Genomic DNA, 21,097 nt, shown 5'->3' on the forward strand with positions numbered 1-21,097 from the left:
AACGGCCGCGTCCCAGGGCTGTCGTGCCCGGGACGGTTATGTCTCGCGCGCGGCCGGGGTGGGCGGGGCGCTCAGGTCGCGCGCGGCGGCCACCGGCGTGGGGTCCACGCCGAGCGCGAGCGCGAGATAGACGCTGGTGTAGTCGAACAGGCCCACCAGGGACGCCAGCCGCTCCAGACGGCTGGCCCCCTGCGCGGACAGCTCGGTGACCGCCACCGCCCGCTCGGCCGCGGCCGTGACGGCGGCCTCGGCCTGCCGGGTCACCGTCGGATGCTCGGCCGCCTGGTCGCGCAGCAGGACCAGCCGTAGCCGCACCGGCTCGGCTCCGTCGTCGACCCGGTCGCGGAAGAAGTCCTCCGCCGGGTCGCCGTCGGCCCCACGGACCCCGAACGGCCCGTCCAGGACGCCCGCCTGCAGGCTTGCCGAGTCGGGCAGGGTGCCCAGCAGCGCTGGGTAGCCGGCGTTCGCGGCGAGCTGGCCGGCGGCCCGGCTGGCGGCCGCGGCGGTCAGCGCGGTGGTCCCCCACAGCAGGGGTAACGACCCGGCGAGCTCAAGCGCCAGCACCTTCGCCGGACTGATGAACGTCTCGCTGGCGGGCCGGCAGCGTATCGCCAGGTCCTCCAGGCGTACCGCCGCGGCCTCGACCGCCTCCGGGCCCTCGGCTGTGGGCGGGAGAAGGCCGAGAGCCCGCACGACCGCGACAGCCGGCAGCAGCAACGCCCAGAAACCCGCCCGGGTGGGCCGGCCGTCCGCCACGGGGGCGGGCAGGAACAACGCCCGTGCGCGTCCGGCGCGATGCGCCAGCGGCGAGTCGGGCAGGCCCACCGCGACCGTCCGGCAGCCGCGACGGTCGGCCTCCTCCAGCGCGGACAGAGCCGCCTCGTCGCGCCCCGAACCGGATATCGCGATCACGACGTCGGTCACCCCCACCCATCCGGGCAGGCCGAAACCGTTGTGGCCGAGCACCGGAACCGGGCAGCGTGACCCGGCCACCGCGGCGAGCGCGTCACCGACAGCCGCCGAGGTGCCCGTCCCGGCGACGAGCACCGCCCGTGGACGGCCGTCGGCGGCGAGCGAGTCGACACCGACCTCCCGCGCCAGCGCGGCGGACTCCCGGACCTGGCGGGCCGACGAGGCCACCTGCGGCAGCATGCCGGACGGGTCGGCGGCGTCCAGCCGGACGACGTCGTCAAGGATGCTCTCGTCCACGCCCGCGTCCCACATGTCCTGCACCATCGCACGCCCGGGCCCGTCCGGACACATCGGGGCCCACACCCGGATCTGGCCAAGCGCACGCCAGGGCCGTGTCAGGACCCTGTCAGGACCGCGGACGCCGCGGGCCCAGCCTGGATCAGGCGGAGCCCGGCCGGGAGCCCGGCGGGATCAGGCAGGGCCGGGCAGGGCAGAACCGGGCCAGGGTTCACGACGATGTGGACGCCGACGGCCGGGCCYCCCCGCCGAACGGGACGGCCTCGTCGAGCAACATCACCGGGATCTCGTCCCGTACCGGGAACGCCAGGTCGCACGACGTGCAGACCAGCACCGGCTCACCACCGAGGGTGTCCTGGCGCAGCGGGGCGTGCGCCGGGCACGGACAGGCGAGGATMTCCAGCAGGAGCGGGTCGAGACTCAACGGCCGACCTCCTTTTCACACTTCTCACAGCGGCTTCTCACGGGGCTTCTCACGGCGGATGCGTGTGAGGACCTCATCGCGCACTCGGGCCATCGTGGCATGGTCGGGGGCCTCCACATTGAGCCGCAGCAGTGGTTCGGTGTTCGACGGCCGTAGGTTGAACCAGACCCCGCCACCGAGCGTGACGGTGAGCCCGTCGAGGTGGTCGATGTCGGCCGCGTCCCCGGCATACGCCTTCTCGATCTCGGTCGTGACCGCGGCGGCGTCGGCGACCGTGGAGTTGACCTCGCCGGAGGCCACGTACCGAGCGTGGCCGACGAGCAGCTGTGACAGCGGCCGGTCCTGCTCGCCCAGCGCGGCCAGCACGTGCAGGGCCGCGAGCATCCCGGAATCGGCCCGCCAGAAGTCACGGAAGTAGAAGTGGCCGGAGTGCTCACCGCCGAAGACCGCCCCCGTCCGGGCCATCTCGGCCTTGATGAACGAATGGCCGACCCGGGTGCGTACCGGCACTCCGCCGAGCTCGCGCACCAGCTCCGGGACGCCCCGGCTGACGATCACGTTGTGGATGACGGTGGCGCCGGGCTCGCGGGCGAGCTCCCGCTCGGCGACGAGGGCGGTGATGGTGGACGGCGAGACGATCTCCCCGCGTTCGTCCACCACGAAGCAGCGGTCGGCGTCGCCGTCGAAGGCGAGCCCGATGTCGGCGCCGGTGGCCCGCACCGCCGCCTGCAGGTCCCGGAGGTTCTCCGGTTCGATCGGGTTCGCCTCGTGGTTCGGGAACGAGCCGTCCAGCTCGAAGTAGAGCGGGTGGACCGACAGCGGCAGCCCCTCRAACACCGCGGGGACCGTGCGTCCGCCCATGCCGTTGCCCGCGTCCACCGCGACCGTCAGCGGTCGGATCGCCGACAGGTCGACCAGCGTGTGCAGATGCCGGACATAGGGCGCGAGCAGGTCCTGGTGGGTGATGGTGCCGCGCGGCCCGGTGGCGGGCGCGACGCCGGCCTCGGCCAGCGCCCGGATCTCACCGAGCCCGGTGTCCTGACCGATCGGCGCCGCGCCCGCCCGGCACAGCTTGATCCCGTTGTACCTGGCCGGGTTGTGGGACGCGGTGAACATCGCGCCGGGCAGGCCCAGCGAGCCGGCGGCGAAGTAGAGCAGGTCGGTGGAGCCGAGGCCAGCCATGATCACGTCTGTGCCCTGGCCGGCCGCGCCCGCGGCGAACGCCTCTGACAGCGGGACCGACGAGTCGCGCATATCGTGCGCGACGACGATCCGGGGGGCGTCCAGCACGCGCACGAACGCGGCGCCGACGGCGTGCGCGACGTCGGCGTCGAGCTCGGACGGCACGACGCCCCGGACGTCGTATGCCTTGAAGATCCGCGACAGATCGTGCACTCGTCCGCCTTCCCGATCCCTGGGCTTCCCGGTTCCTGGCTTCCTGATCACCAGCCCCTGCCGGCCGTGACGCCGGCAGCCGTCCGCAGGGGCCCTGCCGCCGGTGGCCGTCCAAAGAGCCCGGCCGCGACGGCGCTGACGGCAGCCATCAGCCGCCGCCGGCAGCCGTCCAGGAGCTGCCGGCGGCGACGCCGACGACCTTACCGACACGTTGCCGGCCTGGGCCGAGCCGTTCGGGTACCCGACACCTGGCCCGCCGCGGGCGCACCGGGCCGGACACGCGCCATCCGGCCCGGCCCCGGCCGGCCCCGGCCGGATGCCAGGCTGGCCGGTTCAGGACGGACGGCGGGCCGATCCAGGCGGACTGGCGGGCCAGCAACGGCAGACCGGTTCAGGACGGACGGCGGGCCGGGGCGGTTCAGGACGGCCGGGGAAGTACCCGTAGATGACCGCGCCGCCCCGGGGTGGGCGGGCCGGGAGGGTCGTCACGACCCGTGGGTCGGGCCACCTCACGAACCGCGTCCGCGAGCGCCTCAAGATCATCAGAGGCCGGGCTGTGCCTGGACTCGCCCTCGATACGCACGACCGCCCAGCCCAGTGGCACGGTGAGACGGTCGGCGTGCGTCTCACACAGGTCGTAGGAGTGCGGCTCGACATATGGGGAGAGCGGCCCGAGGACGGCTGTCGACTCGGCGTAGGCGTACGTGAGTGTGGCGACCGCAGCCGCTGAACATGCCGAGCGGGAGCAGCGCCGAGGCTTCACGTTCCGGACGGTAGCCCCCGGAACGGGCGACGGCCACAACCGCCCGCCGTGTCGCATCCATCCGCGGAGGAAACGTAACAGATTTATAACGCTGCGCGTGCGCGCAGTTGTACAGGCAGGGCGCCGGAACGCGGATACCGGTGGGCTGTGGCGAACGGTACAGYGAATCCCGCCGGGGCTCGCGGGGGGCGCCGGCACGGTCCGCCCGGTGAGCCGTACGCTCACGACATGGCGGACAACGCCTCTACCGGCACCTCCTGGGGAACCCCCGCACCGGCCTTCCCGTCCACCCAGCCGCCGATACGCGCGGCACGCCGGCGTGACCGGCGCGGACGCGGCCTGCGCGGCCTGCTCATCCCGCCGGAGGTGCCCGCCTACCGCAGCCGCGGCGAGCGGTTCGACGACCTCGTCCTGGACGCTGTCGAGCACCTTGAGCACCGCTGGTCGGCCGAGCTCGCAGGGGTCGAGTTCGCGGTCGAGGACGTCCCGCCCATACCGGCCGTGTTCGGCCCGGACGACCCGGTGCCGCTGGCCCACCACCAGCCCCCGGCCGGCCGGGGGCGGTCCGCGACACCGGACCGGATCATCATCTACCGCCGGCCGCTGGAAGCCCGCGCGATGGACACCGACGACCTCGCCGAGCTCATCCTGGACGTCCTCATCCACAAGATCGCGGACATGCTCGGCGTGGAGCCCRAGATCATCGATCCCGAGGGCCACGGCTGGCACGAGGACGAATAGCCGGACCCGCCACCCCCGCTGCGACAGACGCGACATGCCGGCTTTGCGACCGCCCCTGGATGTCCGCGGCGGTGTCGCGTCAGGTAACCTGACAATCAGATGGATCGACCGCGTGAATACCGGCGACGACGCTGGCGGTCAGGCCGGCGGTGACGCGGGCGATAACATGAACAATAACGTGAGCGACAACATGGGCAGCGCTGCGGGCGGCACAAATCCAGGCGGCCCGGAACACGGGACGCACAGCGAAGGAATACGTACCGCGAGAATGTGACCGGCGGGGCACGTCCTGAGCCGTCAGTCACGGCGCCCGATGCCGGGCCGCATCGCTGTCAGGCCATGTCAGAGCTGGTCGTGGCGCTATGGGGGATCTTTTCCCGCCAACCGTGCCGATGGTCACGCGACACGGGGCCGGTCGCCGGTATCTTTTCCGGCCCGGCCGGGGGCATCCTGCGGGAGAGGAGCGCGGAAAGGCTTTCGGTCGGCCAGTGCCGCGCGGCGGCGACAACGACGGCTCCGGACGGCGGCTCCTTCCGTCCGACGGAGGTCGAGTAGTCGAGTAATGGTGACGGGGTGGCGAGCAATAGTGACGGCTGATCGGTCCGCCGGGATTCTGCGTTTGTTCGGGCGGGTACGCGACTACGACTGGGGCTCACCCACCGCCATCTACGACCTGCTCGGTGAGGACCCGTCCGGCCGGCCGGCCGCGGAGCTGTGGCTGGGCACCCATCCGGGTGCGCCGTCCGAGACCGAGACCAGCGCCGGCGGCCGGCGGCAACCCGCCGAGGACGCCGTGGGCCGGCTGCCGTTCCTGCTGAAGGTGCTCGCCGCCGAGCGGGCGCTGTCCCTGCAGGTACACCCGGACCAGGCACAGGCGCGGGCCGGTTTCGACGGCGAGGAGCGGGCCGGCGTACCGCCGCAGGCCCCCTGGCGCCGATACCGGGACCGCAACCACAAACCGGAGCTGATCGTCGCGCTCACACCCTTCCGCGCTCTGGCCGGTATCCGTGACCCACGGCACACCCTGCACGTGGTGCGGGCCCTCGGCCACCCCCCGCTGACCGCCGCGTTCGAGCCGCTGCGGGCGGACCCCGCGGCCGGGGCCGCGACGGTCCTGCGCACCCTGCTGACGATGCCCGCCCACCAGGGGCGCGGCCTCGTCGCCGGGACCGTCGGGGCCGCCACCGTGATCGCCGCACGGGCAGCGGCCGGCGCAGCGGCGACCGGCACGGCGATGGCTGGCACGACGATGGCTGGCACGGCGGCGGCCGGCGCAGCGGCGGCCGGCGCGACGACAGCCGTGACGGCTGACGTAGCGACCGACGTGGCCGCGGCCGCCGACCTGGTCGTCCAGCTCGCCGCGGCACACCCCGGCGACGTCGGTGTCGCCGCCGCGCTTCTGCTCAACGACGTGCTGCTCCAGCCGGGGGAAGCACTCTTCCAGCCGGCTCGCCTGCTGCACGCCTACGTCCATGGCGTCGGCATCGAGATCATGGCCACGTCCGACAACGTGCTGCGCGGCGGGCTGACGTCGAAACACGTCGACGTGGACGAACTRCTGCGCGTCCTGGATCCGACACCGACCCAGGCGCCCGTGCTCACCCCCCGGACGGTGGGCGGGACGGCCGGGATCATCGTGCGCACCTGGGACGTTCCGGTCGACGATTTCGCGCTGACCGAAGCGATCTGCGGCTGGACGGCTCCCGCCGGGAGCACCTCCCACGACAACACCTCCGGCGGAAACGTCTTCCGTGGCGGCGCTCTCGGCGCAAGCGTCTCCCGGGGGAGCAGCCCTGGGAGAAACGTCTCCGGTGGAGGCGTCCCCAGCGGCAGCGCCCCTGGCCGAAACACCCGCAGCGGAAACGTCCGTGACGCGAACGCCCCCGGCGGCGCGGTCACCATCCGACGTCCAGCCATCCTGCTGGTGACCGACGGCGCCGTCACGGTGGAAGGCGCGGGCATCCCCTCGATGGGGCTTCGCCGAGGCCAGGCAGCCGTCGTGCCTCCGGCTTCGGCTTCGGCTCCGAACAGGGCACCGACAGCGGGCGGGGCGTCGGCAGTGGGCGGAGCCATGACGGCGGACGGGGCACTGACTCTGAATCTGTGGGGACGAGGCAGGGTGTTCATCGCCTCACCTGGCTCGCGCACGCCACCACCGCCCTGAGCGGCTGGCTGACCGCCTGGTTCCCCCGACGGACGTGGAGCTCTCAAGATCTACATCCCGCATCCAGGCGAAGATCTTTTCGTCGACGAGCCATCCGCGGCCACCCGCATGAATCATGATCCAGAAGAGTTTGCCGCTCGGTACGCTTTCGGCCCTGTAGGCGTGCACAACGACAGACACACAGCGATCTTCGCTGTCCGGCCAGTGCCCCAGGGCGCCGGTCGTGTTTCGGGGAGCGGCATGATCCCGGCATGGGGCAGCGCGGCGTCCAGGATCGCCAGGGGCGTCTTCGCGGAGCTGTTCCACCTGGTCATGGAGCCCTGTTCCACCTGGTCATGGAGCCAATGTGGGATCGGGGCCGGGTAGGCCGGGCTATCCGCGGAAGGCGGCCCGGGGGTCCTGGAACAGGGTGGGGACGAAGACCGTCCGCGGCGCCGCCGACAGGGTCAGCGTGGCGACCCAGTCGGTGGTACCGATCGTCTGTGCCGCGACCAGCGGCCCGCCGCGGGTGACCATCCGTACGGTACCGGCCGATCCGACGGATACCGTCCGGCCGACCGGGACGCRCAGCGGGTTTCCATCGATCCATACCGTCACTGTGGTCTCTGGCGCAGTGAGCACCAGGGCGGAAAGTGTCCGATCCGGTACGGCAGGCAGCAGCGTGGCGGCTGCCGCGTCAGGCTCGATCACGTCTGCCGCACCGACCCAGCGATACTCCCGCGCCAGCGGCGCAGCCGTCACGGTTGGTGACGGCTGCGCCGCTCCGTCGGACGCCGACCCGCCGGCCGGCGGCGACCCGGCCTGCTGTGACCCGGCCGAGGTTGCCGCCGTGGGTCCCACGGGCAGCCCGAGACCGGCGACCACCGGCCCGCCCGAGAGCACGGCCACCCGCACCGCCGTCGTACCGACCCGCTCCGGCAACGCCACGGCACCGGCCGTGAGCGCCGGTAGCCGCAGGACACCGCCACCGGGCACCCGCACCGCCGCCAGACCCGGCGGGGTGAAACGCGCGGACGCGGTGAGCAGCTCCAGACGGATCACCGCGTCCGCCTCGGGTGCAGCCACCACGACCTGCGCGCCCGCGATCCCGGCCGGTATCCCGGCCGTGCCGGCCAGCACCAGCGAACCGGCCGCTCCAGACCCGACCGGCCCAGCCTCGGCCGGCCCAGCCTCGGCCGCCACGGACCCGATCTGCCCAGAGCCGGCCATCCCGGACCTGGCAACTCCGGGGCCGGCCGCCCCGGCCGCAGGCTCGGCTCCTTCGGCCCCGGCCGCCCCTGAGCCGGCGGCTCCGGCACCGGCGGCCGGGGCCCCGGCCGCCGCAGGCACGACGACCTGATCCCGGGCGAACGGTGCACCCGCACGGTCCAGCATGGCGGCGGCCAGCCGCCCGTCACGTACCCGGATCCGCACCGCCGTGGCTTCCGCGTCGGGCACCCAGTCGGTCAGCCGGCGGATCACCCGCGCCATGGGCGGCACCGAGACACCGTCACTGACCGCACCGTCACCGACCGCACCAGCGGCGGCCGCACCATCATCGGCCACGGCGCCGGTGGCCCGCGCGGCGGCGCCCGGTCCTCCACGGTCGGCCGGCCCGAACGACGTGATCTCCACACGTGCGGGCGCGGTCTCGGGGTTGGTAAGGACGATCACCGGGTCACGGCCGGTGCCGGTACCCGGGCCGACGAACCAGAACTCGCTTCTCGGCGGATCGCAGCGCGCCCGGGACGGCGCCCGACCGGGCGCGCCCGGGACGGTCACCGTGGCGCTCAGCCCGGCCGCCACGAGGCCGCTGGCGTGCACGGCCAGCGGCACACCACCGTTCACCTGGACCAGCACGCCCCGCGCTCGGGCCGGACCGGTCGGAACGTCACGCACCGCACCACCGGCGGACAGCCAGATCCGTCCGTCCGTGCCCGGCTTCCCACCCACGGTGCCGCCGGCGGTCGCGACGTCCACCGTCACCGGGGCACCCGCCGACGGGTCAAGATCCGGGCACAGCAGTGTCGCGGACGTCACCGGCGCCCGTGGGCCGGCTGTGGGTGGGACCGCTTCGGGCCGGCTGCCTGCCGGGGGCCGGCCAAGGACGGCCAGGGCCAGCACGCTGGACAGGGCGAACATGACGGCAACCGTGATCATCGCTGTCAGGCGCGCGCGCCCCGTCCAACTCGCGGCCCGCGCGGCCCGGATCGGCCGTTGCGTCCCAGGACGTCGGCACCGGCTGAACAGCCCTGCCCGCACGGCCCGGATCGACCCGCCACGGTCTCCGGGAGGCGGCGCGCCGGCAGCCGCCGCCCGCACGGCCTGGACCAGCCGGCCAGGCAGTTCCCTTCGAGTACGTCGCTCCGCCTGGGCTGGTTGATCCGCCTGGTTTGACCGCTGCGGGCGGCCGGGCTGATCCGGATGGGCCCCCTGCGTCCCGGTCACCGTGGAGAGCCCGTCGCCGGGCCTGGCGCGGCCCCCCGGGATGGCGCCGCGCCAGGCCCGGCCACCACCGCACCGGGCGAGCCCGCCGGGCCGGCCGGCAACCGGCGCCACACCACGGCGTCGTCCGCCACCTGTTCCCGGACCAGCCCGGGCACGGCGTCCAGCGCGGCGACCAGCGACGGTGCCGCGCCCGCGGCGGGGACGACGACAGCGCTCACAGCCAGCGCCGTAAGCCCGCCGGCGGCCGTCGCACGCCCGGTGACAAGGTCCGCGACGACCACCCCGACCGCCGCGCCACCAGCCGCGGACATCGCGCCGAAGGTGGTGTCCAGACGCGGGCCGCGGGCATCCGTGAGCGTGTAGCCGATCGGCGCGTCCCGCGCCGGCTGACGCAGTACCAGCACGCGGGCGTCCGGCCCGGACAGCTGTGCCGCCGCAAGCGCGGAAACCACCATCCCGCCCGTGCGGGCGGCGGCGCCGGCCGCCACCTGGCCGGCGTCGGCGACCATGAACGCGCCGGTGAACGGGCTGGCCGCGACCGCCCCACCGAGGGACAGCGCCGTGACGTGCCGCCAGCCGGGCGGGTGACGGCGGAGCATCCCCCGTACTCCTGTCACTGAGAGTGCGCTAGCCGCCAACATGCCGGCGACGGCGACGGCGAGCTGCGCGGCGGCGGGCTCCCCGGCGCGTCCGGCAACACCCAGGTAGCTCTCGACGGCCGCGCCGGCCAGGCCGACGGCGACCACGCCCCATGCCGCGAGCGCCGGCCCGCGGGTCTCGGCCCGCACGGCCCCGGCCGCGCCGGCGAGCGCGACCGGGGCCAGTACCGCCGCGAGGCCGGCCACATGCCCGCCGGACAGCCCGGCGGGCGGCCCGGCCGCTGACATGGCCGCTCCCAGCCAGTCCGGCAACGCATCGGCCATGGCTCCGGTGACGTCCCGGCCACCCGCGCCTGTCCCGGGCAGGGCGCCCGGGACTTCGACGGCCGCGCCGACGAGCCGCCGCCACCCGGGGAGCAGGTCACGCCACGGCCACCACGGCAGGCTGCCGGCGACGGCCACGGCGAGCACCTGCGCCAGCCGGTGCGGCCGGTGCGGCCTGCGCAGCAGCACGACCGCGCCCGTAAGCCCGGCAACGGCGGACAGCAGCAGTGCCGGCGCGCAGGCAACCACGGCGAGCAGTCGCAACGCGAGCCGGCGGGCCATGGGCCAGGTGGCGCGGCCCGTGCCCGGCTGCGTCACCAACGCGGCCGCGGCGGTGAGCAGACCGGGGAGCAGCACGAGCGCGAACACCACGTCGACCCGGGCCGCGGCAACCGCCCAGCTCATCGGCGGGGACAGCGCATAGCCGGCCGCGACGACGACCCGGACCGGCGTGCGCGGCGGACCCGGTCCGCCGGCATCGGGCGCCCCACCGCCGGAGACCGCCTGGACGGCACCACCGCTGGGGACACCATCATCGGGGACGGCCATGCCGGCAACAGCCCTGCCGGAACCGGTATGCGCAGAACCGGTACGGGCGGGGACGGTACGGGCGGGGCCCAGGTGACCGCAGGCGGCGTAGGCGGCAAGAGCGGCCAGCGCCGGTCCGCCCAGCAGGACGACATCGGCCGCCAGCCACGGCCTGCCACCCAGCACGGTCGCGAGAACGGCCAGCGGCAGCAGCCACAGCCCGGTGTCCGTCGGCCCGGACACCACAGAGCCGGCGGACGCCGCGCCGGCGGCACCGCCAGGCCATCCGGCCAGGGCGACCGACCACAGATCCCGGGCGCTGTCGGGTAACGGCAGCGACACACCCATGCCGGGTATCCGGCAGGCGGCCGTTCCCGGCCCCCATCCCGGCCCGAGCATGAAACGGGCCGCTATGAGGCTCACGACGGCCAGCGCCCCGGCAAGCGCCAGCGCGGGACGCTGCGCCCAGACCGCCTGCCCGCCCCGCCCACGACGGTGGGCAGGCGCACGCGGGATGAGCGCGGCAAAGGTACGCAGGAACGTCCGGACCGCACCCAGCGGCCCGCCCCGGGCCGCAAGCAGCGTGCGCAACCTCCAGGCGGGCACCCGCGCGGACACCGCCCGGCGACGGCGCGCCCGCCACAGCCAGCCGGGACGGCCCATCACCGTGGCGGCCGCGGCGACCTCGTCCAGTCCCTGGCGGGGCTGGCCGACGGCGGCCAGCGCGACGCCACGCACCAGCGCCGCCGGCACGAGTCCAAGCCATGCCGGTACCAGCGGACCGGCCGAGATGTTGGCCATCCGGACCCGCAGCTCCTCCCGCCGCAGGTCACGGTAGCTGCCATGGCCATGGTGGCTGTCCTGCCCACGGTGGCCGGCACGTCCGCCGGGCCGCTGCCCGCGGGCCGGGACACGGTGGCCGCCGGGGCGGGCAGCGTGGATCACCGCGGGTGGGACGACCACCACTCGCATCCCCGCGCGCCAGACCCGCCAACAGAAGTCGAGGCCGGCAGCGGCGCGCAGCCGCGGATCGAACCCGCCGAGCCGCCGCCACGCCGGCCCGCGCACGAGCGCGCCCGCGTCCGAGACCGCCAGGACGTCCCGGACGGCGTCGTGCTGGCCGGCGTCGATCTCACCGGGGCCGATGCCGGTCACCCGGCGCCCAGCGCCGTCCACGGTGGCTCCGGCTTCGACGATCAGCTTCGGGTCGGCCCAGTCGAGCACTTTCGGGCCGAGCACGGCGGCGCTGGGATCCAGTGCCGCATAGGTCAGCAGCCGCTCCAGCGTGTCCAGGGCCGGTACCGAGTCGTGGCGCAGCAGCCAGAGGAAGTCCGGTGTGCCGGTGGCCTGGCCTGTCCGATCCGGCCTGTTTGCCTGGCCTGTCCGGCTCGCCAGCGCCGCGGCCACGGCCGCCCCGTAGCCGGTGCCCGGCGGCATGGTGCGGACCAACACCCGCGGGCTGTCCGGGATCCGCGTCCGGCGGGCCGCGGGCCCGCCGCTGACGTCCACCACGACGACATGGTCGGGCCGGCGGGTCTGCTGGCCGAGCGCACGCAGCGTCCGTGCCAGGCCCGGGCCTGCCGCGGCGTCCGGAGCAGCATGATCGGAACGTTCTCGACCGGCCCTGCCCCGGCCCTGGTCGGCGGCCACCACGATCGCGACGACTTCGACCCTGCCGTACCCGTCTACGGCCTGCCCGCCGACCGCGGGCCCACTGGCGAGGCTGCCCGGGTCACCGGTGTCGGCGACCGGACGCTCGGCAGATGGCGGTGACGGCCCGGTGGCGGTCACGCGGCCGATGCCCGCCTACCGGCTTCCCGGCAGGGCTCGAGCGTCGAGGATCGGTGTGYGGGCCCCGGATCCGGTGGGCGGGCCGGAAACATGATCGTCCCGACGTCGGCGGCCCGGCCGAGTCCGGTGGGTGTCAGGCGCCGCCCGCACGATCGAAGATCCATCGGATGCGGACGAAGGTCCATCGGATGCGGTCTAGACCGCCTGCCGACGCAGCCGGCGTCGCTCCCGCTCGGACATCCCACCCCAGATACCGAACCGTTCGTCCTTTTCGAGCGCGTACTCCAGGCATTCGCTGCGGACCTCGCATCCCGAGCAGATGCGCTTGGCCTCGCGGGTCGATCCGCCCTTCTCCGGGAAGAACGCCTCCGGGTCGGTCTGGGCGCACAGCGCGCGCTCCTGCCACTCCGGCGGGTCCGCAAAGATGTCGTCGATACCGAGAGTGACGACGTTGGCCAGACCCGTGCCGCGCGACTCTTCGGCCGCCGCGCCACCGGCCAGCGCGTCACCAGCGGCTGCGTCACCGGTCATCGTGTCACCGGTCACTGTGTCACCGGTCCGCGACCGGCCGGCAGACGACCTTACCGATATCGATTCAGTGAATTCATCTTCTTCTTTGTCTTCGTTGCCATCATCGTGAAAGTCAATATCAAAATTGACATCGAACTCGGCGGTGGTCAGCTCCCGACCCTCGCGGCGGCCGGGATCCGGCCGCCCGGCCCACTCGGTGGCCGTGGGCTGCGCGGGCAGCCCGGCACGTGACCGGTGTGTTTCGGCGAGGACGATGTGGACGCCCGCGTCGGTGCGTTCCATGTGGACTCCTCCAGACCCGTCGCGGTGCGGTCGGCCACCCCCCGGGCGCCGGCGCGCAGGTGACTGGTGTCCACACCGGCTGGGCGGGCGCTTTACCGCACCTTCCCCACCGGCGGGGGAAATGACACGCCGGTAATTACACGCGCCGAAGACCGCCGCGTCAACCCCACCAGCGCAACATCCTCTACAACCAGCGATCAAACAATAGCTCACGGTAGCAGGACGCTGTTACAGAGGGTCCCCGTCCAGCGCACTGAGCGATATGCGAGAAGTCCCCGAGAGCTCTGACCAGGYCATCTTACCCTCCGAAATCAGATAAAGCTGCCACGAACTGTCCTTCTTGTGACATCTCCTCCTATCCGCTGGACTTCCACTTTCGCGGATATCCATCCGGACAGTGACAACGAACATCGGCGGTTGTCGGAGCCGCACCGGCGCCCGGCACAACCGCGATCAACCCGATGACCGGGTACCGCCGGAACGTCGATCAGGGCGCCGCCAGGCATCCACCCACCGCCCATCCTGACGGGCGGGCAGGAGCGGCTGACAGGCGGGACCGGCTGACGGGCAAGCAGAACCAGCCCGTCACGCGATGGCACTTCCACCAGTCGCGATCCAGCGGAAGTGATCCGGCCGGAGCCCGGCGGAAGTATTGTCCAGCGGAATCACCGACCGGGGTACCACCGGGACGAAAGTCAGGACTTCAGACCCGGTCAGGAGACGATCGGCAGGGCCCTCCGCACGGCTCCGTCGCCGCCGCCAGGAGAGCGATCCCGGCCCGCGCCGGTCCCTCTGGCGGGGATCCGCACACCGGAGCGATCATCACTCTGCGTATCCGCTCCGCCGTCCTGGCGGGCTGCGGCCAGCCGCTCCGCCGGGACCCGCCCGTAGGTCGTCGTCCGCTGCCGCGCCGGCCGTCCCGCGGCCTGGGCCAGCGCCTCCAGCTCCGCGACGGAACGGGCCGACCCGTGCTGGGAGCCGGCCATCCGGCTGATGGTCTCCTCCATGAGCGTGCCGCCGACGTCGTTGACCCCGCCGCGCAGGACCTGCTCACAACCGTCCGGGCCGAGCTTCACCCAGGAGCACTGGATGTTGTCGATCGCGCCGTGCAGGAGCAGCCGGGCCATCGCGTGCACCGCCCGGTTCTCCTGCACGGTGGGGCCGGGCCGGGCCACRCCGGCCAGATAGATCGGCGAGCTGTGGTGGACGAACGGCAGCGCCACGAACTCGGTGAACCCGCCGGTGGATTCCTGGATGCGGCGCAGCAGCCGCAGGTGGGCCACCCAGTGCGCCGGGGTGTCCACATGCCCGTACATCATCGTGGCGGACGACCGCAGGCCCACCTGGTGCGCGGTCGTGATGATCTCCACCCAGGCCGAGGCCGGCAGCTTGCCCTTGGTGAGCACCCAGCGGACGTCGTCGTCGAGGATCTCGGCGGCCGTCCCCGGGACCGAGTCGACGCCGGCCTCGCGGGCCGCGGTCAGCCAGTCCCGGATGGACAGGCCGGTCCGGTTGACGCCGTTGACGACCTCCATCGGGGAGTAGGCGTGCAGGTGTATGCCCGGGACCCGGCTCTTGATCTCGCGGGCCAGGTCGAAGTAGGCGGTCCCGGGCAGGTCCGGGTGGATGCCGCCCTGCATGCATATCTCGGTGGCGCCGGCCGCCCACGCCGCCTCGGCCCGGGTGCCGACCTCCTGTTGGGAGAGCGTGTAGGCGTCGGCGTCGCCCCGCCGCTGCGCGAACGCGCAGAACCGGCACCCGGTGTAGCAGACGTTCGTGAAGTTGATGTTCCGATTGACGATGTAGGTGACGTCGTCGCCGACGGCGTCGCGCCGCAGGTCGTCCGCGAGCCAGCAGAGCTCCTCGAGCGCGGGGCCGGCCGCGCCGAACAGGATCAGGGCGTCCGCGTCGCTGATGCCCGCCGGATCGTCGGCGGCGCGCCGCAGCGCGGCCCGCGTCTCGCCGTCGAGGCGCGTTGGCACGCCGGCAGCGGTGGCCGAGGCCGGCGAATCCCCACCGGACACAGCGTCGCGCACGGCGACGCCTTCAGGCACAGCGTCGCCCTGCGCGACGCCACCAGCGGGCACAGCGTCGCCCTGCGCGGTGTCACCAGCGGGCACAGCGTCGCCCTGCGCGGTGTCACTCGATACGGCGCGAGATCCCGTGCCGATCACCCCGTCCGCGCCGGTGCCCGCGGCGCTGACCTGCGCGCGTAGGACGTCCCAGTCGCCGTAGACCGAGGCGAAGTCCGCCCGGCGGTCGGTACGGYGGCCGGAGACGTCGATGGCCGTCTGCAGGTCGACCCGGCCGCTGTCGGCGAGCCCGCCGTCCGGCTCCTGCCAGGGGCGGCCCACCGCGGCCGCTCCCGCGCGCAGCAGGCCGTCCGGGCCGCTCAGCGCGGCCACGTGCGGGCGCAGCCTGGGGTCCAGCCACGGTTCGTCCAGGTAGGGCGGGTAGGCGGTCAGCCGGGGCCGCAACGTCAGGCCAGCCGCCGCGGTGGCCGTGGCCAGGGCTGTCACCGCCGGCCAGGGCCGTTCCGGGTTGACGTGGTCCGGTGTCACCGGTGACACCCCGCCCCAGTCGTCGATGCCGGCGGCCAGCAGCAGCGCGCACTCGTCCGGGTCGACCAGGTTCGGCGGCGCCTGCAGCCGCAGGGACGGGCCGAGCACCAGCCGGGCGACGGCGACCGCCGCGGCGAGTTCCTCGGCGCCGACGTCGGGCGTGCCCCGCATCGCCGTGTCGTCCTTGGCCCGGAAGTTCTGGACGATCACCTCCTGGATACCGCCGTAACGGCGGGCCACCGCTCTGATCGCGAACAGCGTCTCGGCGCGTTCCAGGTAGGTCTCGCCGATGCCGAGCAGCAGGCCGGTGGTGAACGGCACCGACAGTCGGCCGGCGTCCTCCAGCACCCGCAGCCGGCGGGCCGGCTCCTTGTCGGGCGAGCCGTAGTGCGGGCCGCCCGGGGTGGACCACAGCCGGGTCGCGGTCGTCTCCAGCATCATGCCCATGGACGGCGCGACCGGCTTGAGCCGGGCGAGCTCCTGCCAGGACAGCACCCCGGGGTTCAGGTGCGGCAGCAGCCCGGTCTCCTCCAGGACGGCGATGGCCGCCGCCCGCAGATAGCCGAGGGTGGAGTCGTAGCCATGGCTGTCCAGCCACTGGCGCGCCGCCGGCCAGCGGTCCTCCGGGCGATCGCCCAGGGTGAACAGCGCTTCCGCGCAGCCCGCCGCCGCGCCGCTGCGGGCGATCTCGACGACCTCGTCCAGGCTCAGGTAGGGCGCGGGCAGCCGGTGCGGGACGGTCGCGAACGTGCAGTAGTGGCACCTGTCCCGGCACAGCCGGGTGAGGGGGATGAACACCTTCGGCGAATAAGTGATCGTGCCCGGCCGCCCGGCCGAGCGCAGGCCGGCGTCGCGCACCCGCGCCGCCGACGCGGACAGGTCGACGAGATCGTCCCCACGGGCGGTCATCAGCACGGCCGCCTCCACCGCGTCGAGCGGCACGCCGTCGCGGGCCCGGCGCAGCGCGCGCCGCAGCGCCGGGCCCGCGGGAGCCAGGCCGGCTTCGGCGCCGGTGGTCGCTCGGTCACGCGGCTCACGACCCGGCTGGACGGCAGGCCGTACCGGCCGGGCGGCCGTCTGTCCGGTCTGCCGTGTCACCGGCGGCGTGGCATCGCTGTCCGTGGCCCGGGACGGGCCCTGCGTGGGCTCCCGCGATCTCGTCATCTACCCATCCGAATCCCAGCGATCATCTATCGGGCGAAGCCGCCAGCAGCACGATCATGTTCTTCGCACCGGCGACGGCCATCGCATCCGGGCGCATCCGGGCACCCATACGGACACCTCTGTCGGACACGTCCGGGCACCTCCGGGCCCCCTCGAGCCGAAGGTGGCAGGACCATGCTCCGCGCGCCGCCGGCGGCCGGCATCTTCGAGGAGCCCGTGTTCGGGGATCCCGAAGGCCGACAGCAACGCGATCATGCTTTTCACGCCCGGGCGGCGGTGGCATCCGGCCACGCCGCCAGGGTCACCGCGACGATCCGGCCGACTGCCGCCGGTTGGCTGTCACCAGGGCCCGAAGGGCGCCTGTAGTCACGGACAGTCAACGGCAGACCGATCATGCTCTGTGCGCAGCCGGCTCCGAACGCCGCTTCGCGAGCCCGGGCGGCCCAGGCCGTGCCCGCGGGATGCCGGCCGACGTGAGCGCCTCCGCGCGGTCGAACATCCCCCGGGCACGACACAGGCCTCGGGCCGACAGGTGGTGTCAGCGGGTCAGGTGGTGATGGCGCGCAGCCGGCTGGCAACACCAAGAATGTTGTACGTCCGGGTACGGGCGACGAGCCGGTCGCAGCTGCGGGCCCCGGGGTCGCCCGGCGGTGCCGGGGACCTGCCCGCGCTACGGCGTACCTGCGAACGCCTGGCTGCCTCGACCTGTGGATGGCGCGCGTCGGCCAGCGCCCGGGCCAGCGTCGCCGTGAGGGCGTCGAGGCTGTGGCGCATCACGGGCGGCTTCGACTGGGACATGAATCGTCCTTTCCGGTTACGGCACACATGCCGGTGGTACATCCAGTCTCCCCATCCTCTCTAAGCAGAATCAAGAGATACGACACATCCAATGCGATCCGCCATCTTTTCAAGATCACAACTCGGAGCGACAGGGCGGACCGGACAAAAAACGACCTTGACGGGTGGATACACCGATAACGGACGACAACCACCGTTGACATCCATCACGTGTCGCCGGTCCGGGTACCTTCCACGCACCGATGACGGCGACGGTCGTTAGGCTGATCAGGTGCCGCGTAACCGTCAGGAGGTCCCACGCGAGGAGCGAATAGACGCGCTACTGGCCGTCGCCGAGCAACAGTTCCTCGCCCGCGGCTTCGCCGCCACCTCCGTCGCCGAAATCGCCCGGGCAGCGGGCATCGAGCCAGGCTCCGTCTACTGGTATTTCCGGTCGAAGGACCACGCCTTCGCCGCCGTCCTCAACCGGTTGCTCGACGGTGAGGTCGACCGCATCGAGGCGCTCGACGGTGATCCGGCGCAGAAGCTGTTCGCGGCCCTGGATTCGGTCGAACGCCGGCGTTCCCTGCATCCCTGTGTGGCCGAACGCGCACCGCACTCCCCGACGGTGATGGAGTACCACGAACGGCTGCACTCCTGGCTGCACGATCTGGCGCTGGCCACGGTCGCCGACCATGTCGACGAAACGGAACAGGACATCGCCGCGGACGCGGTCGTGGCCACCATCGAAGGCGGGCTGGCCGACCCCGCTCCGACGCGGCCGACCAGCAGCCTGGTGCGCTATCTGCTGGCCGCGTTCGCCATCCACCACCCCGCGGCCGGGGCCGACAGCACCCCCCTGTCCCGGCCGGCGAGCGCGCAGCCGTAGGTTTTTGTCAGGCTTCGTGAGTTCCCCGAGTCCCAGCGCCTGACAGCCGCGGGGAACCGGCGGCCCTGGAACGCGGCACTGGAACGCGGCCGCGGTACCCACGGCGGCCGGCTCGGCCGTCACCGGTGACAGCATGCGGATAGGGTCGAACGGTGACACAGTCACGGGACGCGAGGGCACGGGACGCGAGGGCACGGTGAGGATCACAGCGCTCGCGGGCGGCATCGGGGGATCCCGTTTCCTGCTCGGTGTGCGGGCCGCGTTACCCGACGCCGACATCACGGTGATCGGCAACACCGGTGACGACATCACCCTGCACGGCCTGCGTATCTGCCCCGACCTCGACACGGTCATGTACACCCTCGGCGGGGGGATCTCCACCGAGCGGGGCTGGGGCCGGCACGAGGAGACGTTCACCGTGGCCGAAGAGCTGGCAGCCTACGGCGTCGGCCCGGCCTGGTTCGGGCTCGGCGACCGCGACCTCGCCACCCATCTCGTCCGCACCCAGATGCTCGCCGCCGGCTATTCGCTCACCGACGTGACCGCGGCGCTGTGCCAGCGGTGGCAGCCGGGGCTACGTCTGCTGCCGATGAGCGACGACCGGGTCGAGACGCATGTGGTCGTCGACACCGAGCAGGGGCGGCGGGCCGTGCACTTCCAGGAGTGGTGGCTGCGGATGCGCGCCGCCACCCCGGCCCAGGAGATCATCTCGGTCGGGGCCGAGCAGGCGCGGCCGGCACCGGGGGTGCTCGACGCGCTCGCGGACGCCGACGTCGTGCTGCTCCCGCCGTCGAACCCGGTGGTGTCCATCGGGTCGATCCTCGCCGTGCCGGGGCTGCGGGCGGCGCTGGTCGCGACACCCGCGCCCGTCGTCGGGGTGTCCCCGATCATCGGCGGGGCCCCGGTACGCGGCATGGCGGACGCCTGCCTGCGCGCGATCGGTGTGGCCACCACCGCGGGCGCGGTCGGCGCCCACTACGGCGCCCGCGGCACCCCCGCCACGGGCAGGAGCAGCGGCGGCGGGGGCACCAGCGGCGGGGGCACCGACGCGGCCGCTGGCGGCGGGATCCTCGACGGCTGGCTGGTCGACACCGCCGACACCGGCACGCAGGTACCCGGCGTCACGGTGAAGGCCCGGCCACTGCTGATGACGGACATCGGCGCGACCGTCGAGATCGTCCGCGCGGCTCTGGAGCTCGCCGGTGTCTGAGTCACCACGTTCGTCACTTTCCGTAATAGCCATCACGGGAATCGGCGAGATACACGCGGGCGACGACCTCACAGCGGTCATCGCAACCGCGCTTGCCACCCAGAATGTCACGTTACGCGACGATGACATCCTCGTCGTCACCTCGAAGATCGTCTCGAAGGCCGAGGGGCGGCTGGTCCCGGCGGGCGGCGACCGGGATGCCGCGCGACTGGCCGCCGTCGAGACCGAGACCGTCCGCGAGGTCGCCGCCCGAGGGCCGACCCGCATCGTCGAGACCCGGCACGGGTTCGTGCTCGCCAATGCCGGGGTGGACGCGTCGAACGTCCGCAAGGACGAGATCGCCCTGCTGCCGCTCGACCCGGACGCGAGCGCGCGGGCCCTGGTCGACGGCCTGCGGGCCCGTCTGGGCGTGTCCGTGGGCGTCGTCGTCAGCGACACCGCCGGCCGGCCGTGGCGGGCCGGCCTGACCGACCACGCGATCGGTGTCGCGGGGCTGGCCGCGCTGCGCAGCCACATCGGCGACGTCGACCCGTACGGCAACGAGCTGGGCATGACCGAGATCGCCGAGGCGGACGAGCTGGCCGCCGCCGCCGACCTGGTCAAACGGAAGCTGTCCGGGGTGCCGGTGGCGCTCGTGCGCGGCCTGCGCGCGCTCGCCGACGACGGCCGCGGGGCCCGGGCGCTGGTCCGTCCGGCGGGCGAGGACATGTTCCGGCTCGGCACCGCCGAGGCCCGGCGCTCGGCGGTCACCGCCCGGCGGACGGTCCGCGAGTTCAGCGACGCGCCCGTGGATCCGCGGGCGCTCCAGCGCGCCTTCGCCGCCGCCGTGACCGCCCCGGCCCCGCATCACACGACCCCGTGGCGGTTCGTGGTCGTCGCCGACGCCCGCGACGAGCTGCTGACACGGATGGCCGAGGCATGGGCTGCGGACCTGCGCGCGGACGGCTTCGACCCGGCCGCGGTCACCCGCCGGCTAGGGCGTGGCGACGTCCTGCGCCGGGCGCCCGTCCTGGTCGTGCCCTGCCTGGTCACCGACGGCGCCCATGGCTATCCCGACCGCCGGCGGGCCGCCGCCGAGGAGCGGATGTTCCTGGTCGCGATGGGAGCCGGCGTGCAGAACATGCTGGTCTGCCTGGCCGCGGAGGGCCTGGGAGCGTGCTGGGTGTCGAGCACCCTGTTCTGCCCGGACGTGGTCCACGAGGTGCTGCGGCTGCCGGCGGACTGGCAGCCCATGGGCGCGGTGGGGATCGGCCATCCGGCGCGTCCGCCCGAGCCACGCCCGCCCCGGGACGTCACGCCGTTCGTCGTCACCAGGTGA

The 21,097-nt window shown here is 73.6% G+C and carries 15 protein-coding genes; 6 read left to right on the top strand and 9 right to left on the bottom strand.

Features of this window, described 5'->3' with window-relative positions:
* Positions 1-36: 36 nt before the first annotated feature.
* The 4 genes from BL254_RS11940 to BL254_RS11960 form a co-directional block, all read right to left on the bottom strand.
* Positions 37-1,224 (bottom strand): SIS domain-containing protein, encoded by a 1,188-nt coding sequence (locus tag BL254_RS11940; protein ID WP_047222365.1) that lies wholly within the window; start codon positions 1,222-1,224, stop codon positions 37-39.
* A 196-nt stretch (positions 1,225-1,420) separates the two neighbouring features.
* Positions 1,421-1,633, bottom strand: coding sequence for a Trm112 family protein (locus tag BL254_RS11945; RefSeq protein WP_076843330.1), 213 nt, complete (start codon positions 1,631-1,633; stop codon positions 1,421-1,423).
* Between the two features lie 24 nt (positions 1,634-1,657).
* Complete coding sequence (locus tag BL254_RS11950) at positions 1,658-3,028, bottom strand: phosphomannomutase/phosphoglucomutase (RefSeq protein WP_047222311.1); 1,371 nt, start codon at positions 3,026-3,028, stop codon at positions 1,658-1,660.
* Between the two features lie 418 nt (positions 3,029-3,446).
* A complete protein-coding gene (locus BL254_RS11960) occupies positions 3,447-3,791 on the bottom strand; it encodes a DUF3499 domain-containing protein (protein WP_076843331.1) in 345 nt (114 codons plus the stop codon).
* Between the two features lie 147 nt (positions 3,792-3,938).
* On the opposite strand from BL254_RS11960, the gene BL254_RS11965 reads away from it, so the two are divergent.
* Positions 3,939-4,532: a metallopeptidase family protein gene (locus BL254_RS11965; protein WP_254858029.1), complete on the top strand. Its 594-nt coding sequence runs from the start codon at positions 3,939-3,941 to the stop codon at positions 4,530-4,532.
* 586 nt (positions 4,533-5,118) lie between these two features.
* Complete coding sequence (locus BL254_RS11975; protein ID WP_076843332.1) at positions 5,119-6,696, top strand: type I phosphomannose isomerase catalytic subunit; 1,578 nt, start codon at positions 5,119-5,121, stop codon at positions 6,694-6,696.
* A 372-nt stretch (positions 6,697-7,068) separates the two neighbouring features.
* Here the strand turns inward: BL254_RS11975 and BL254_RS24925 are convergent, their stop codons facing one another.
* From BL254_RS24925 to BL254_RS11990, 4 genes are all read right to left on the bottom strand, one after another.
* Positions 7,069-8,817 carry a DUF5719 family protein gene (locus BL254_RS24925; protein WP_139342280.1) on the bottom strand — a complete coding sequence of 583 codons (1,749 nt, stop codon included), beginning with the start codon at positions 8,815-8,817 and terminating at the stop codon, positions 7,069-7,071.
* A 302-nt stretch (positions 8,818-9,119) separates the two neighbouring features.
* The gene (locus BL254_RS25965; protein ID WP_076843333.1) at positions 9,120-12,365 is read right to left on the bottom strand and encodes a glycosyltransferase; all 3,246 of its coding nucleotides are present in this window, start codon (positions 12,363-12,365) and stop codon (positions 9,120-9,122) included.
* 195 nt (positions 12,366-12,560) lie between these two features.
* A complete protein-coding gene (locus BL254_RS29405) occupies positions 12,561-12,824 on the bottom strand; it encodes a WhiB family transcriptional regulator (RefSeq protein WP_086055306.1) in 264 nt (87 codons plus the stop codon).
* A 1,067-nt stretch (positions 12,825-13,891) separates the two neighbouring features.
* Positions 13,892-16,903, bottom strand: a complete 3,012-nt coding sequence (locus BL254_RS11990) for a bifunctional FO biosynthesis protein CofGH (RefSeq protein ID WP_076843335.1) — start codon at positions 16,901-16,903, stop codon at positions 13,892-13,894.
* Between the two features lie 174 nt (positions 16,904-17,077).
* On the opposite strand from BL254_RS11990, the gene BL254_RS11995 reads away from it, so the two are divergent.
* Positions 17,078-17,269 carry a hypothetical protein gene (locus BL254_RS11995; protein WP_013872560.1) on the top strand — a complete coding sequence of 64 codons (192 nt, stop codon included), beginning with the start codon at positions 17,078-17,080 and terminating at the stop codon, positions 17,267-17,269.
* 180 nt (positions 17,270-17,449) lie between these two features.
* On the opposite strand, the gene BL254_RS12000 is transcribed toward BL254_RS11995, so the two are convergent.
* Positions 17,450-17,701, bottom strand: coding sequence for a hypothetical protein (locus BL254_RS12000; RefSeq protein WP_013872559.1), 252 nt, complete (start codon positions 17,699-17,701; stop codon positions 17,450-17,452).
* A 271-nt stretch (positions 17,702-17,972) separates the two neighbouring features.
* Between BL254_RS12000 and BL254_RS12005 the strand changes: the two genes are divergently transcribed.
* The 3 genes from BL254_RS12005 (at position 17,973) to BL254_RS12015 (ending at position 21,097) form a co-directional block, all read left to right on the top strand.
* Positions 17,973-18,569: a TetR/AcrR family transcriptional regulator gene (locus BL254_RS12005; RefSeq protein ID WP_047222317.1), complete on the top strand. Its 597-nt coding sequence runs from the start codon at positions 17,973-17,975 to the stop codon at positions 18,567-18,569.
* A gap of 196 nt (positions 18,570-18,765) precedes the next feature.
* Positions 18,766-19,779: a 2-phospho-L-lactate transferase gene (gene cofD, locus BL254_RS12010; RefSeq protein WP_047222318.1), complete on the top strand. Its 1,014-nt coding sequence runs from the start codon at positions 18,766-18,768 to the stop codon at positions 19,777-19,779.
* Positions 19,772-21,097, top strand: a complete 1,326-nt coding sequence (locus BL254_RS12015; protein ID WP_076843336.1) for a coenzyme F420-0:L-glutamate ligase — start codon at positions 19,772-19,774, stop codon at positions 21,095-21,097. Before cofD ends, BL254_RS12015 begins: the two co-directional genes overlap by 8 nt.

Origin of the sequence: Protofrankia sp. BMG5.30 (assembly GCF_001983005.1) — a bacterium.
In the GTDB taxonomy this organism is placed as follows: Bacteria; Actinomycetota; Actinomycetes; order Frankiales; family Frankiaceae; genus Protofrankia; species Protofrankia coriariae.

Excerpts from the sequence above, each read along its gene's own strand:
- BL254_RS11940 (WP_047222365.1), bottom strand. The coding sequence starts at position 1,224 with ATGTGGGACGCGGGCGTGGACGAGAGCATCCTTGACGACGTCGTCCGG.
- BL254_RS11995 (WP_013872560.1), top strand. The coding sequence starts at position 17,078 with ATGCTCCGCGCGCCGCCGGCGGCCGGCATCTTCGAGGAGCCCGTGTTC.
- BL254_RS12000 (WP_013872559.1), bottom strand. The coding sequence starts at position 17,701 with ATGTCCCAGTCGAAGCCGCCCGTGATGCGCCACAGCCTCGACGCCCTC.